General features: G+C 67.1%; 14 protein-coding genes. 10 read left to right on the top strand and 4 right to left on the bottom strand.

Translation table 11 applies throughout. The features are described 5' to 3' along the window. The 10 genes from HNP98_RS21590 to HNP98_RS22470 all read left to right on the top strand — a co-directional run. The coding region (locus HNP98_RS21590; RefSeq protein ID WP_217425787.1) for a hypothetical protein at window positions 1–204 on the top strand (204 nt) is incomplete at its 5' end. A 361-nt stretch (window positions 205–565) separates the two neighbouring features. Continuing rightward, window positions 566–2,767: a cytochrome-c oxidase, cbb3-type subunit I gene (gene ccoN / locus HNP98_RS15025; protein ID WP_173810980.1), complete on the top strand. Its 2,202-nt coding sequence runs from the start codon at window positions 566–568 to the stop codon at window positions 2,765–2,767. Between the two features lie 36 nt (window positions 2,768–2,803). Then, window positions 2,804–3,010 (top strand): hypothetical protein, encoded by a 207-nt coding sequence (locus tag HNP98_RS15020; protein WP_173810979.1) that lies wholly within the window; start codon window positions 2,804–2,806, stop codon window positions 3,008–3,010. Further along, window positions 3,004–3,303, top strand: a complete 300-nt coding sequence (locus HNP98_RS15015) for a hypothetical protein (RefSeq protein ID WP_173810978.1) — start codon at window positions 3,004–3,006, stop codon at window positions 3,301–3,303. The genes HNP98_RS15020 and HNP98_RS15015 overlap by 7 nt, the downstream gene beginning before the upstream one ends. Next, window positions 3,300–4,172 (top strand): cbb3-type cytochrome c oxidase N-terminal domain-containing protein, encoded by an 873-nt coding sequence (locus tag HNP98_RS15010; protein WP_173810977.1) that lies wholly within the window; start codon window positions 3,300–3,302, stop codon window positions 4,170–4,172. The genes HNP98_RS15015 and HNP98_RS15010 overlap by 4 nt, the downstream gene beginning before the upstream one ends. Window positions 4,173–4,332: 160 nt before the next feature. Further along, complete coding sequence (gene ccoG / locus HNP98_RS15005) at window positions 4,333–5,742, top strand: cytochrome c oxidase accessory protein CcoG (protein WP_173810976.1); 1,410 nt, start codon at window positions 4,333–4,335, stop codon at window positions 5,740–5,742. Between the two features lie 297 nt (window positions 5,743–6,039). After that, window positions 6,040–6,498, top strand: a complete 459-nt coding sequence (locus HNP98_RS15000) for a FixH family protein (protein WP_173810975.1) — start codon at window positions 6,040–6,042, stop codon at window positions 6,496–6,498. A 100-nt stretch (window positions 6,499–6,598) separates the two neighbouring features. Continuing rightward, window positions 6,599–7,333 (top strand): sulfite exporter TauE/SafE family protein, encoded by a 735-nt coding sequence (locus HNP98_RS14995; RefSeq protein WP_173810974.1) that lies wholly within the window; start codon window positions 6,599–6,601, stop codon window positions 7,331–7,333. Between the two features lie 61 nt (window positions 7,334–7,394). Further along, window positions 7,395–8,285: a universal stress protein gene (locus HNP98_RS14990; RefSeq protein ID WP_173810973.1), complete on the top strand. Its 891-nt coding sequence runs from the start codon at window positions 7,395–7,397 to the stop codon at window positions 8,283–8,285. Window positions 8,286–8,373: 88 nt separating this feature from the next. Then, on the top strand, window positions 8,374–8,514 hold the full coding sequence (locus HNP98_RS22470) for a coproporphyrinogen III oxidase (protein ID WP_380267808.1): 141 nt from the start codon (window positions 8,374–8,376) through the stop codon (window positions 8,512–8,514). Between the two features lie 141 nt (window positions 8,515–8,655). Here HNP98_RS22470 and hemA read toward each other — a convergent pair whose 3' ends face one another. The 4 genes from hemA to HNP98_RS14970 form a co-directional block, all read right to left on the bottom strand. Continuing rightward, window positions 8,656–9,921 (bottom strand): glutamyl-tRNA reductase, encoded by a 1,266-nt coding sequence (gene hemA / locus HNP98_RS14985; RefSeq protein WP_173810972.1) that lies wholly within the window; start codon window positions 9,919–9,921, stop codon window positions 8,656–8,658. A gap of 245 nt (window positions 9,922–10,166) precedes the next feature. After that, window positions 10,167–10,442 (bottom strand): helix-turn-helix domain-containing protein, encoded by a 276-nt coding sequence (locus HNP98_RS22465; protein WP_380267811.1) that lies wholly within the window; start codon window positions 10,440–10,442, stop codon window positions 10,167–10,169. A 195-nt stretch (window positions 10,443–10,637) separates the two neighbouring features. Beyond that, the gene (locus HNP98_RS14975; RefSeq protein ID WP_317171117.1) at window positions 10,638–13,148 is read right to left on the bottom strand and encodes a cation-translocating P-type ATPase; all 2,511 of its coding nucleotides are present in this window, start codon (window positions 13,146–13,148) and stop codon (window positions 10,638–10,640) included. 755 nt (window positions 13,149–13,903) lie between these two features. Next, window positions 13,904–14,317 carry a hypothetical protein gene (locus HNP98_RS14970; RefSeq protein WP_173810970.1) on the bottom strand — a complete coding sequence of 138 codons (414 nt, stop codon included), beginning with the start codon at window positions 14,315–14,317 and terminating at the stop codon, window positions 13,904–13,906. Between the last annotated feature and the right edge of the window lie 35 nt (window positions 14,318–14,352).

The following is a 14,352-nucleotide window of genomic DNA, read 5'->3' as shown; positions in this document are numbered from 1 at the left end:
TTACGCCGTTTATCCGGCGTCTTCTTGGTCTTTTCTGCACTCATGACTCAGGAAATATACGTCCTGCTTCTGTGCGCCTTGACTAGACCACCTCAGGAGGTGAAAGTAGTTCGGCATCAGGCAATAAGCCAGTATCTGGCAGTGCGGCCGGATTTGGGCGCGCAGCTTGTGCAGAAAATGCAGGTAGTGGTCTGGCGTGAATAATACCTGTTGGCCGTTGTTGCCCCGGTTGTACACATGGTAGAGTTGGCCGGCTTCAAAGTGCATAGTAGCAAGGGTTTGGGGGCTCAATAATAGTTATCGAGTAGCAAATGGGGCCGTTGCCCCGGTCCGCCGACGCGAGCCGGCCGACCAGTTGTCGTTGCTGACGTTGCTAGGCTTGCGTGGTTGTCTGCTGCCTATAACGACCTAGCTGCCTGCAACGACAACCGGTCGGCCGGCTCGCGTCGGCGGACCGGGGCGACGGTCCGTTTGATATCAATCAAGCCAGGGCTTAAGCGGCGTCATGTGGCCTGGCGGGGGCGGGCGGGACCTTTGGAGTAGTAAATCACCTACTCTTCAGGGCATGCAAGCCGAACTTGAACTACCCGCCACCAGGCCGACGGCCCTACCCCCGCCCGCGCGGGGCGTGGAGTCGTTTTTCTACGACAATAAGATTGTCCGCGACTTCGGCGTGGCCACCGTCATCTGGGGCGTTATTGGGATGCTGGTGGGGGTTATTATCGCCTTCGAGCTGGCCCGGCCCGAGCTGAACGTGACGCGCTACACCACGTTTGGCCGCCTGCGGCCGCTGCACACCAATGCCGTCATTTTTGCCTTTGTGGGCAACGGCATTTTCACGGGCGTGTACTATTCGTTGCAGCGGCTGTGCCGGGCCCGGATGTTCTCCGACGTACTTAGTAAAATACACTTTTGGGGCTGGCAGCTCATCATTGTGTCGGCTGTCATTACGCTGCCTTTGGGCTACACCACCAGCAAGGAATACGCCGAGCTGGAATGGCCGATTGACATCGCCATTACGGTGATTTGGGTGGTGTTTGGCTGGAACATGTTCGGTACTATTGCCCGGCGGCGCGAGCGGCACTTGTACGTGGCTATCTGGTTTTACATCGCCACGTTTATCACGGTGGCCGTGCTGCACATCGTGAATTCGATGGCGCTGCCGGTGAGCTTTATGAAAAGCTACTCGATGTACGCCGGCGTGCAGGACGCGCTGGTGCAGTGGTGGTACGGCCACAACGCGGTGGCGTTTTTCCTCACCACGCCCTACCTGGGCATGATGTACTACTTCTTGCCCAAGGCCGCCGAGCGGCCGGTGTATTCTTACCGGCTCAGTATCATTCACTTCTGGGCGCTTATTTTCATCTACATCTGGGCCGGGCCGCACCACTTGCTCTACACCGCCCTGCCCGACTGGGCCCAGAGCCTGGGCGTGGCCTTCAGCATTATGCTGATTGCGCCGAGCTGGGGCGGCATGATAAACGGCCTGCTGACGCTGCGCGGCGCCTGGGACCGGGTGCGCACCGAGCCGGTGCTCAAGTTTTTTGTGGTGGCCATCACGGCCTACGGCATGGCCACCTTCGAGGGGCCCATGCTGGCCCTCAAGAACGTGAACGCCATTGCGCACTTCACCGACTGGATTGTGGCCCACGTGCACGTGGGGGCCCTGGGTTGGAACGGCTTCCTCACGTTCGGGATGCTCTACTGGCTGTGGCCGCGCCTCTACCGCACGCCGCTATTTTCCAAGAAGCTGGCTAACACGCACTTCTGGCTGGGCACGCTGGGTATTTTGTTCTACGCGCTGCCTTTGTATTGGGCCGGCTTCACGCAGGGGCTGATGTGGAAGCAGTTCAACGCCGAGGGCATGCTGCAATACCCCAACTTCCTGGAAACGGTGCTGCAAATCGTGCCGATGTACTATTTGCGCGGCATGGGCGGGGTGCTGTACCTGAGCGGCGTGTTCCTGATGATGTACAATTTGTACCGGACGGCCAAAGCCGGTACGCTGCTGGCCAATGAGCCCGCCCAGGCCCCGGCGCTGCTGCCCGAAGCCCAGGACCCGCACGCCCAGGGCGGCCACTGGCACCGCTGGATTGAGCGCCGCCCGTTTCAGCTGGCCGTGGGCGCCACGGTGGCCATTGCCATCGGCGGGGCCGTGGAGATGATACCTACCTTCCTGGTCAAGAGCAACGTGCCTACCATCGCGGCGGTGCACCCCTACCGGCCGCTGGAGTTGCAGGGCCGCGACCTCTACATCAAAGAGGGCTGCTCGAACTGCCACACCCAGATGGTGCGCCCCTTCCGCTCCGAAACCGAGCGCTACGGCGAATACTCCAAGGCGGGCGAGTTTGTGTACGACCGGCCTTTCCTATGGGGCAGCAAGCGCACCGGGCCCGACCTGCACCGCGTGGGGGCCAAGTACCCTAACTCGTGGCACTACAACCACCTGATGGACCCCACCAGCATGTCGCCGGGCTCCATTATGCCCGCCTACCCGTGGCTATTTGATAATCAACTGGATAACAGCACGCTGCCCGCTAAAATCCGGGTGTTGCAAAAGCTAGGTACGCCTTACCCCGCCGGCTTCGACCGCCTGGCCGTGGCCGACGCCGAAACCCAGGCCCGCGGCGTGGCCGCCGCCCTCAAAACGGAGGACATAGATGTGAAATCGGACCGCGAAATCGTGGCCCTCATCGCCTACCTCCAGCGCCTGGGCACCGACATCAAGGTGAAGCCCGCGCAGGTGGCCGCCACGGCGGCGCAGTAGCGGGGCCGCCACGCTATTCTTAACTCACTCATTATCATGGAAAAGAATGTTTTGCAATCCATCGCGGGCATCACGATTTACCCGCTCATCTCCTTCGCCATCTTCTTCCTCTTCTTCACGGCCCTGCTGGTGTACGTGCTGCTGGCCAACAAGCAGCACCTACGCACCATGAGCCAGCTGCCGCTGGCCAGCGACGACGAGGAAACGCTCAAAACCACCCTTAACCACGACATTTTATGCTAACCCTTCGCGCCTTCTCGCTGACTTCTTTGGGCCTGCTCACCGGCTTTATGGCCGCCGCCCAAACGCCCGGCACCGCCCCTACGCCCACTACGCTCCTGAGCTGGGTGGTGTGGTTTTTGGCCGGTGTGGTGCTGCTCATGGCCGTCATGATTGCTGTTTCGGTGACCTCGACCGCCCAGCGCCGCTACGAGGCTGAGCAAGGCCAGCCGACTGCCGAAGTTGTTGTGGCCCAGGCCGTCACGGTCAAAGAGGCTCCGCAGGTAGTCCTCCTCGAAGAGGCTGTTTACGCATGATACGGCCCCGGCAAGCACTACTGGCAGCCGGTGCGGTACTGCTGGCCACCCGCGCGGCCCTGGCCCAAACGGCGGCAACCAGTACCCCCGCGGCGGCCGACTCGAATTATGCGCTGGTCTGGTTCCTGCTGAGCACGCTGGTACTGGTAGGGATGGTGTTTCTGGTGTTGTTCGTGGCGCTCATCAGCTGGATGCGGCCGCAATTGCGCCAGCTCTACAACCTGCCCACGGTGCACGACACCTGGAGCGGGCAGGTGCTGGGCCTGCTGGTGGGCGACGCCCGGCTGGTGCAGGGCGAGGTGCGCGACGAGCTGCTCGACCACGACTACGATGGCATCCACGAGTTCGACAACGACCTGCCGCCGTGGTGGAAATGGGGTTTTGCCTTCACGGTGGTATTCGCCATCAGCTACGTAACGTATTACCACGTAATGCGCAAAGGCCTTTTACAAGGGGCCGAGTACGCCGCCGAAATGCAGCAGGCCGCCCTCTTCGTGCCCGTGGGTGGCGACGACCCTAACCAGGTCACGACCTACGCTGCCCTCACCGCCCCGGCCGACCTGAGTAGCGGCAAGTCCATCTTCGCCACCAACTGCGCCCCCTGCCACGGGGCCAACGCCGAGGGCAAAGTGGGCCCCAACCTCACGGACGAATTCTGGCTGCATGGCGGCAACGTGAACAACCTCTACAAAACCATCAAGTTCGGCATCAACGGCAAGGGCATGGTGGCCTGGAAAGGCAAGCTCTCGGGCAAGCAAATGCTGCAAGTGGCCTCCTACGCCCTGAGCCTGCAAGGCTCGAAACCTGCCAACCCCAAAGCGCCGCAAGGCGAAAAAGAAGCCGCCAGCAAGCCGGTGGCCAAGCTGTAATCGCCCCGGTCCGCCGGCGCGAGCCGGCCGACCGGTTGTCGTTGCGGGCACCTGGTGGTCGTTGCGAGAGCGATTACGCAAGCTTAACAACATCAGCAAAGTCAACCGGTCGGCCGGCTCGCGCCGGCGGACCGGAGCAACGGTTCCTTTTACCTATATCATGCCCACTACCCAACCCAAGCCCGATGCTTCGTACCGCGACTCGCTCTCGACGATAGGCGCGGCGGGCGAGCGGGTGTGGCTCTACCCTAAGAAGCCGTCCGGGCGGCTCTACGACTACCGCAAGTGGCTGAGCTACGGGTTTTTGGCGGTGCTGTTTGCGGGGCCCTGGCTGCGCATTCATGGGCTGCCGGTGCTGCTGCTGAACCTGCCGGCGCGCCGGTTTATCATCTTCGGGCAGATTTTCTGGCCCCAGGATTTCTTCGTGCTGCTGCTGACCACGCTCACGTTTCTGGTGTTCATCATCCTGTTCACGGTTGTGTACGGGCGCGTGTTTTGCGGCTGGGTGTGCCCGCAAACCATCTTTTTGGAGCTGGTATTCCGGCGCATCGAGTATTGGCTGGAAGGCGACGCGCCCCAGCAAAAGGCCCTCGATAAGCGCGAGCTGGACTGGGACAAGCTGTGGCGCAAAACCACCAAGCACGCGCTGTTCGCGGGGGTTTCCTTCCTGATTGCCAATACGTTCCTGGCTTACATCATCGGCACCGAGGCGCTGCTGCGCATCATCACCGACGCGCCCACGGCCCACCTGGAAGGGCTAGCCGCGATGGTGCTCTTCACGGGCGTGTTCTACGCCGTGTTTGCGCGGTTTCGCGAGCAGGTGTGCACCATTGTGTGCCCCTACGGCCGCTTGCAGGGCGTGCTACTCGACCAGGACAGCCTGGTGGTAGCCTACGATTACCAGCGGGGCGAGCCGCGCGAAAAGCGCCGCAAAAACGAAGCGCGCACCGCCGGCGACTGCATCGACTGCCACCAGTGCGTACAGGTGTGCCCCACCGGCATCGACATCCGCGACGGGGCTACCCAACTCGAATGCACCAACTGCACGGCCTGCATCGACGCCTGCAACAGCATCATGGACCTGGTGAACTTGCCCCAGGGCCTCATCCGCCACGCCTCGGTCAATGGCATTGCCACGGGCACCAAGTTCCGGCTCACGGGCCGTGTCAAGGCCCTTTCGGGGGTGCTGGGGGTGCTGTTGGTGGTGCTCGTCGGCCTGCTGGCCTCGCGGGCCAACGTGGCGGCCACGGTGCTGCGCACACCGGGCCAGCTGTTTCAGAAAACTGACCGCGGCACCATTACCAACCTCTACAACATCTCGCTGCTCAACAAAACCAACCAGCCATACCCCCTCACCCTGCGGGTGCTGGAGCCGGCCGGCGGCCACATCGCCCTAGTCGGCACCGATGGGCTGCTGCTGCCCGCCCAGGGCATTACGGAGGGCGTCTTTTTTGCCGAGCTGCCCCGCTCGGCCCTGCACACTACCAACCAGAAAATCCGCATCGGCATCTTCAGCCAGGGCCACTTGATAACGGAAACCGATACCAAGTTCTTGGGGCCCAGTCAGTAGCGCCGGTTCCGGTCCGCCGGCGTAAGCCGGCCGACCGGTTGTCGTTGAACGAGCCGGCTGGCTACCGTTGAACGAGCGGCCTACCCCCGGTCCGCCGGCGCCAGCCGGCCGACCGGTTATCGTTGAACGAGCCGACTGGCTACCGTTGAACGAGCTAGCCCAGCTAAATAAAAAGAGCTACGCACCAGCTACCAGCGCAACGGCCATTCCCCTTTCGATTCAACGACAACCGGTCGGCCGGCTCGCGCCGGCGGACCGGGGCAGGACCGGACCAGGAGCCACTTTTCATCTTACCTCATGACTACGCAACGCAACCTGTGGCCCTACGCCATCATTGCCACGTTCGTGCTGTTTGCCGGCTACATCGGCTACATGGTGCAGCAGGCCATGCGCACCGAGGTAGAGCTGGTGAGCCCCGATTACTACAAGCAGGAGCTGGCCTACCAGCAGCGCATGGAATCGGTGGCGCGCACGGCCGCCCTGCCCGCCCCGGTACAGGTGCGCTACGAGGCCGCCGCCCAGCGCCTGACGCTGGAGCTGCCGGTTGCCCTGGCGGCGGCCGGCGTGCGGGGCCAGGTGCACTTCTTCCGCCCCTCCGACCAAAAGCTGGATTTCACGCTCCCCTTTGTGCCCACCGGCCAGCCGGCCCGGCAACTGCTCAGCACGGCCCGGCTGCGGCCCGGCCACTGGCGGCTGCGGCTGGACTTTACAGCCGGCGGCCGGGCGTATTTTATTGAAGAAGAGCTTTCTATCTAACTCGTGACGCAGCCGACCATCTAGCCGCCGGTTAAATTCTTTCAACGACAACCGGTCGGCCGGCTTGCGCCGGCGGACCGGGGTATACTGCTTCCCTCTTATGGTGTGGGCTGGTTTCTTGTTTGGGTTGCTGGGCAGCTTCCACTGCGTGGGCATGTGCGGGGCCATTGCGCTGGCGCTGCCCGGCGCGGGCGGGCCGCGCTACCTGGCCGGGCGCGTGCTCTACAACCTGGGCCGCGTGAGTACCTACGCGCTGCTGGGCGCAGCGGCGGGGGCCCTGGGCCAGGGCCTGCGGCTGGCGGGCTGGCAGCAGGGCTTATCGCTGCTCTCGGGGGGGCTGATTTTGCTGCTGGTCGCCACGCCCGAGCGCTGGCTGGGCCGGGTGGCGGGCGCGCTGGGGCTGGCCGCCGGGCTGGGCCGGGTGAAGACGCAGCTGGCCTACTACTACCAGCGGCCGGGACTGGGGGCCCTCTACACCACCGGCTTGCTCAACGGCCTGCTGCCCTGCGGCCTCGTGTACCTGGCCCTGGCCGGGGCCCTGAGTGCCCCGGGCGTGGGCGGGGCGGCGGCCTACATGGGCCTGTTTGGCCTGGGCACGCTGCCGCTGATGCTGGCGCTCTCGCTGAGCGGGCAGCTGGTGCCGCTGGCGTGGCGGCAGCGCCTGCGCCGGGCCGTACCCGTAACGGCGCTGGCCTTGGCGGGGCTGTTCATTTTGCGGGGGCTGGGGCTGGGCATCCCCTACCTCAGCCCGGTGCTGGGGGCCCCCGCGGGGGCCCCGGGCCGCCAGCCGGCCACGGTGCACTACTGCCACGGCCCGGCCGCAGCGGGGCACTAACGGTTCGTTCGCAGTCCCGCAGCCACTTGTGTTAGCTCATCCTCACCTTCTTACCGGTGCCATGCAAACCATTCTCGTGCCCATTGATTTTACGGCCGCGTCCGAAAACGCGCTGCTGTACGCCAACAAGCTCGCCCTGCGCCTGCCCGCCGAAATCGTGCTGGTGCACGGCGGCCCCGGCTTCGCCCCGGCCCCGGAGCGGCGCGAGGCCCTGCTTCGCCGCCTCGAAGCCTTTGCCGAACGCCTGCGCTACCAGCAGCTCACCCGCCAGAACGGCCGGCGCATCGCCTATTTCTACCACGTGGCCGCCGAGCCGCTGGCCGCGAGCCTGCAAGTGCTGGTGGCCGGCTACTGCGCCGACCTGGTGGTGACGGGCCTGGTCCTGACCGATTGCGCCGCCGCCACGGCCCTCGGCACCCCGCTGGGGCTGCTGCCCGAGCAGGTGAGCTGCCCGGTGCTCGTGGTGCCGCCCGGCCGGCACGAGCTGGCCAGCCGCATCGCGGTGGCCGGCGATTTCGCGCGCCTCGACGGCCGCCAGCTGACGCCCCTGCTGGCCTTCGGGCGGGCGCTCAGCCCCCGGTTCGACCTCGTGCAGTTTTACCCGCCCGCCCGCGCGGGCCTCGCGCCGTTGAAAAAAGCCTTGCTGAGCGCCCGCGCGCACTTGCCCGGCGCGGCCGTGCACCTGCTGCCCGAAGAAGACCCGCTGGAGGGCATCGGCGAGTTCTGCGCCCAACAGGCGACGCAGCTGTTGGTGCTGGCCACGGCCGATGGCTGCCTGGTGCGGCGCTTCTTCAACCCGCACTACCTCAAAACCAACGCGTACCACCTGCGCATCCCGGTGCTGCTGCTGCCCACCAGCACCCTGCCCACCGAGGCGTGTTGCGCCAGTTGCAGCCTGCGCCAAGCCGCCGAAGCCCGGCTGCTGGCCCAGCCTTCGGCAGCCACTGCCTAACGGCCGCATCCGCGCCGGTTCACCGGCGGTAAAACCTTGTACTGAACCAGCCGCGTGACAAGCTAACCCACTTTACCACGGCCCCCGGTTGAACCCGGCAACCGGGGGCCGTACCGAATCCATCCTGATGAGCCCGCCGCCCCAGGCCGAATGGCCCCACAGCCTGACGCCCGCGCCCGGTTCGCTGGAGGCCGAAACCCAAGCTTGGCTGCGGCAAAGAGTGGCCTGAGCCAGCTAGCAATGAACTGTTAGCTATTAGCTAATAATTTGGTTAACAGATGTCTGGCAAAAATCCAATGCACGTTTACTTTTGCTCGACTGCTTGAAAACCGATTCGCCGGCGTGAGTCGCATGGCCGGCTGGCGGGGCGCTAGCGGCTTACTTCTTCCAACGCAAACAACTCCACCAAAGACGCCGCTAATTGGTTGGCTTCGCCGCGCTGGCAGGCGGCTTTGAGCTGCAGCACCGGCAACTTGAGAAACTTTTGCACCAGGGCCCGGGTGACGTCGTCCAGGCGGCGGGCTTCGGCAGCGCTCAGCGGCGGCTGGCACCGCCCGATTTCCTGCTGCCGCAGCTGTTCCAGCGTCCTTTTCAGCTTTTGAATGGCGGGCGCGAACCGCATTTCCCGGCTCCGGTCGCGCAGGGTGGCCAGGCTTTCGGCGATGATGGCCCGCACCTGCGGCACGGCCGCCACCCGGCCGGCGAGGGCCGCCGCGGCTTTGCGCTGCACGTCGTCGATGTTGTACACCAGCACGCCGGGCACTTCTTCGACCGCCGCCTCCACGCTGCGGGGCACCGCGAGGTCGACGAAAAACTTGGGGGCCCAGCTGGGCCAGGCGGCCACCAGCTGGCGCGTGAACAGCGGGGTGGGCGCGGCGACGCACGAAATGATGACGTCCGCCGCCTGCACGCCCTGCGCCACCCGGGCAAAGTCGAGCACCGGCAGGCCGCACTCGGCCGCCAGGGCCCGGGCCGGGCCGGGGCTGCGGTTGCACAAGGTGACCTCCGCGAAGCGCTTGCTTTTGCCGAAATGGCGGCAGATGTCCGCCCCAATTTCCCCCAGCCCCACGATGAGCACGTGCGGCCGCGCCACGCCGGCCGTCAGTTCGGCCACCAGCGCCAGCGTGGCGTAGGAGGTCGAGGCCGCCCCGTCGCGGAAGGCGGTTTCCTGCTGCACGCGCTTGTTGGCCGCCAGCACGGCGTGCAGCAAGCGGTGCAGAAACGGCCCGGCGGCCCCGGCCGCCGCCGACTGCTGGTACGCCCGCTTCACCTGGTGGCCAATCTGCGGGTCGCCCACCACTTGCGCGTCCAGGCCCAGGGCCACTTCGAACAAGTGCTGCGCGGCGCCGCCGGCCGCGTCGAAGGCCGTGAAGCAGGCGCGGTACTCCAGCACTTCGGCCACGCCTTTTGCCCGCCCCAGCGCCGCGATGATGGCCTCGCCCTGGTCGTGTGCGGCGGCGTAATAGATTTCCGTGCGGTTGCAGGTGCTGAGCACCAGCAGGTCCGTCAGGGCCAGGTCGCGGCGCAGGGTGTGCAGCAGCTGGCCGCAAGCTGTTTCGTTCAGGGCCAGCAACTCCCGAATCGCCAGGGGGGCTTTTTTGTACGAAAGGCTAAGGGCCTTGAAGGGGTAGTGCATGGGGCGTGGCCGCTCGTGGCAGCAGGTGAAGCGCGGCTGCTGGGCCCGGATGATTGCGCATGCAAAGGTTTCGGCCGGCCCCCCCCCGGCCCCATGAGCTCCCACAACCTTCTGCTTGATTGTCATCATCCCTAGCTTCCGCGCGCTTCCGTGCGCGCGCGGGTAGGGCCTGCGCGCAACGACTACGGGCGCAACAAGAAAGAGCGTTCTGCTCATCGGAAGCCCCTTTATTCGCGCATGAGCACTTAGCGCCCGCCATTTCTTTCGGGTCGGGGCCCCGGCCACCAGTGGGCGCGGCGCAGCTTGGCGGGCTGCAACACCCGGATATTTTTGGGAGTCGGCTTGATCAAGCCGCTTTGGTTATACCCGCTCAGCGTGCGGGTCAACGGCTCGGAGGCCGTGCCGGCGGCGGCCAAGTCGTTGCGCGCAAGCCGGATGCTGGGGCCTGCCCCCCCCCCAGCTTGCGCACGCCGGCGCAGCAGCGTGTCGGCCACACGCCGGCGGATAGCGCCGTAGGCCATGACCAGCAGCTGCGCCTCCCGCTTGTGCTCGCGGCCCGCCGGCAGGCGGATAACTGCTGGCCCACGGCCGGGTCGCGCAGCAGCAACTGGATAAAATCGTCCGGCGGGGTGTAGACCAACTCCGGTTCGTGCACGGCTCCGGCCAGCGGTCACCCGGGTCGGCCGGTGGGCTGATGCGGCGAGCCTGCGCCGGCCCTACCTCCTGCCCAGCGCGGCTTTGTACCCTTCCACCCAGCCCACGCCCGCCAGCGCGGCCAGCGCGCACCCGCCCAGGGCCCCCGCCGGCACGGGCGCGAAGCCGAACAGCCGCTGCGCCGCCGGCACCAGCAGCGCCACCAGCAGCAGGGCCAGCGTGAGGGCCAGCATCAGCCAGAGCACCCGGTTGGGCACGCGCAAAGTTTGGAACACGGACTGCGTGAACGAACGGTTGACCAGCGTGAGGCCGATGTTGCTGAGCACCAGCGTGGCAAACACCAGCGTGCGCCCCACCGGCAGGGCCGCGCCCTGCTGCATGAAGTAGTAGTACACGCCCAGCACCGCCGCCGCGATGCCCAGGCCCTGCGCCAGGCTGCGCCCCAGCTCGGGCCCGGCCAAAAAGGTGGCCGTGAGCGGGCGCGGCGGCTGACGCATCTGGCCGGCTTCGGCGGGCTCGTTTTCGAAGGCGATGGAGCAGGTGGGGCCCATCACCAGCTCCAGGAAAATGATGTGGACGGGCGTGAACAGGTTCTCCCACTTCCAGCCCGCCAGCAGCGGCACGGCCACCGTGAGCACAATCGGGATGTGGATGGACACGACGTAGAACACCGCTTTCTTGAAGTTTTGGTAGATGCGCCGGCCCTGGGCGATGGCCGTCACCATGCCGGCCAGGTCGTCGTCGACGAGCACCAGCGACGCGGCCCGGCGGGCCACTTCGGTGCCGCGCCGGCCCATGGCCACCCCGATGTGGGCGGCCTTCAGGGCGGGGCCGTCGTTCACGCCGTCGCCGGTCATGGCCACCACTTCGCCGTTGGCTTTCAGGGCCTCCACCACTTTCAATTTGGCCTCGGGAAACATGCGGGCAAACACGGCCGTGGGGCCGACTTGCCGCCGCAGCGCCGCCTCGTCCAGGGCCATCACCTGCGGGCCGGTGAGCAGCGCATCGGCCCCCGGCAGGCCCACCTGGCGGGCAATGGCCTGGGCCGTTTCGGGAAAGTCGCCGGTTGTCATTTTTACCCGGATGCCGGCGTCGGTAAAGGCCCGGATGACCGCCGCCGCGTTGGCCTTGGGCGGGTTTTCAAGGGCGATTAACCCCAGGAACTCCCACTGAAAATCGTCCTGCGCGGCCGGAAAATCCGGCCCCGGCGGCGTGCCCCGCGCCACGCCCAGCACCCGGTAGCCCTGCGCCGATAAGTCCTGCGCCACGCGGCGGATGGCTTCGGCCACGGCCGGCGCGGGGCGGCACACGGCCAGAATGTGCTCCACGGCCCCTTTGCCGGCCACCCGCAGCTCGCAGCCGGGGCCCCGGCGCACGTGCGTCATCATGGGGGGCGCGCCGGCCAGCGGGTACTCGTGCACCAGCGGGCCGGGCGCGGCGGCCGCGGCGGGGTCGGCGGCGGCGAAGGCGGCCACGATGGCTTTTTCCATGGGGTCGAAGGGCTCGGTTTCGCTGGCCCAGCGGGCGTAGGCCAGCACCGGGGCGGCGGTGGCCGGCAGCGGGCCGGGCACGGCCACCCGGGCGGCGGCCGCGCCGTCGTAGAGCTGCGCGACGCGCATCCCTTCCTCGGTGAGGGTGCCGGTTTTGTCGGTGCAGATGACGGTGGCCGAGCCCAGGCTTTCCACCGTCTGGGGCTGCTTGGTGAGCACGCCCAGGCGGCTCAGGCGGGCCGCGCCCAGGGCCATGAAGCTGCTGAAGGCCACCGGGATTTCCTCCGGCAAGATGGACATCGCCAGCGTGAGGCCAAAGAGCAAGGCCGTCACCCAGTCGCCCGACTTGGCATAGTTCACGCCCCAGACCAGCGCGAAGGCCCCCAGCCCCACCCAGGCCATGCGCCCCACAAACTGCTGCACCTGGAGCTGCAAGGGCGTTTTTTCGGTGGTAATCGCCTCCATGCTTTTGCCGATGCGGCCCAGCCGGGTGCGCGGGCCCACGGCCGTGAGCGTGAGCCAGGCGCTGCCCGAGGCCGTGCCGGTGCCCCCGAACACCGCGTCGCCCGCGGCCTTGGCCACCGGCACGGCCTCCCCGGTCAGGATGGCCTCGTCGGCCGAGAAGTCGTTGGGCTCCGCCACGGTGCCGTCGGCGGGCAGGCGGTCGCCTTCGGCCACCAGCACGGCGTCGCCCACCACCAGGTCTTCGACCGGCACGGTGGCCAGGGCCCCGTTGCGCCGCACCCGGGCGCGGGGCTGGGTCAGGGCGCGCAGGGCCCCCAGGGCCGCGTCGCTGCGCAGGGCCTGGTACACCGAAATGCCGGCCACCACCAGCAGCGCCGCGCCCAGCGCGACGGCTTCGGCCCCCTCGCCCAGCGCCACGTACACCCCGCAGGCCACCAGCAGCAGCAGAAACATGGGCTCCGTCACCACGTCGCGCAGCGTGGCCAGCAGGCCCGTGGGGGCGTTGTCCACGAGCACGTTGGCTCCGTGCGCGGCCCGCGATGCGGCCACGGCGGCGTCCGTCAGGCCCGGCGCGGCGGGGGTAGTGGCCGGCACGGCGGCAAGGGTAAGGTTGGGCACGGCGGGGAAATAAAAAGCGGGGGTTGAAGTAATTTTCCGGTTGGGGGTTCCGGCTGACTCCCGGCGGCGGGGCCCGTCCCACCAGCGGGCCTTGCATCAGGTAAAAGGGGCCGGGCGCGTAGAGGGCGGGCACCTCGGCCTCGTCCAGCAACTGCCGCAGGTTGATTTCCACGGTGCGGGCGATGGCCGTGACCGGCGTGGGGCCGCCGGTGGGCCAGCTCGGCCGCCGGCAGGTAGCGGGCCAGGGCGGCGGCGGGTTCCAGGCCGCGCAGCGTTTCGCCCAGGGCGTGGCACCAGGCCACCTGGCGGCAGGCCACGGCCCGCAGCGGCGGGTCGGGCGTTTGCAGCGCCGCGTCGGGCACGAAGCCACGGACTTGCAGCACCAGCGCCCGCGAATCGTTCACGACGGGCCCTCACATCTTGCGGGCTTCCCACCAGCGGTCGTACAACTAGCTGGTTTCGAAGGCCAGCAGCAGCGAAATCGAGCTGCCCAGGATGGTGGGCAGCTGCAACGGAATCAGCGGCAGGTGGGGCCCCCGGGCCAGCTTCAGCAGGTGGAAGCAGGTGGAAGCAGGTAGAAATGAGCAGCACCCGCCCCGCGTCGGCGCGGGTGTGCTTGAAAATGTAGCGCAGGGGAAACGTCGAGCCGAGCAGCATGGCGAAAAGAAACAGGGGGCCCCGCGCCGGAAAATAACCCGCAGCGGGCAACTGCCGCCGCTAGGCCCGCACGAACCACTCCACCGGGCGGCGCGGGCTCACGGGCGGCGGGACAGCCGCACCCCCACCTCGGCGGCTTGTGGGGTGGCGGGCCGCACCTCCCAGCGGCACCGGTAGCCGAAGTGGGCGGCGGCGTACCCCAGGTTCTGCGCGAAAGCGCCCAGCGAGAGCGTGGTTTCGTGCTGGGTGGGGCCCACTACGGGCAACCAGCCCCGGGGGGCGTTGCCGATGACCCAGTGGTAGGGCCCGGGCAGGCGCACGGTCCAGGGCTGGGCGTTGTGGCCGCTGGGGGCCAGCGCGGCCAGGTGCAAAATGTGGCGGGCGTCGGCCGGCAACAGCCTCACGGGCAGCGGTTGCGCCTCCGCGCCGCGCCGGCGGGCGTCGGCGAGGGTGGCTCGGTCTCGGGCGTAGTCGCTCAGCAGGGCGGTGCCGGTGGCGGCCGCGGCGGCCACCGGCAAGAAGGAGCGGCAATTGATGGTCTCAGCGG

The organism is Hymenobacter caeli (assembly GCF_013294115.1).
GTDB classification, from domain to species: Bacteria; Bacteroidota; Bacteroidia; order Cytophagales; family Hymenobacteraceae; genus Hymenobacter; species Hymenobacter caeli.
This window is presented reverse-complemented; position numbering and strand designations above follow the sequence as displayed.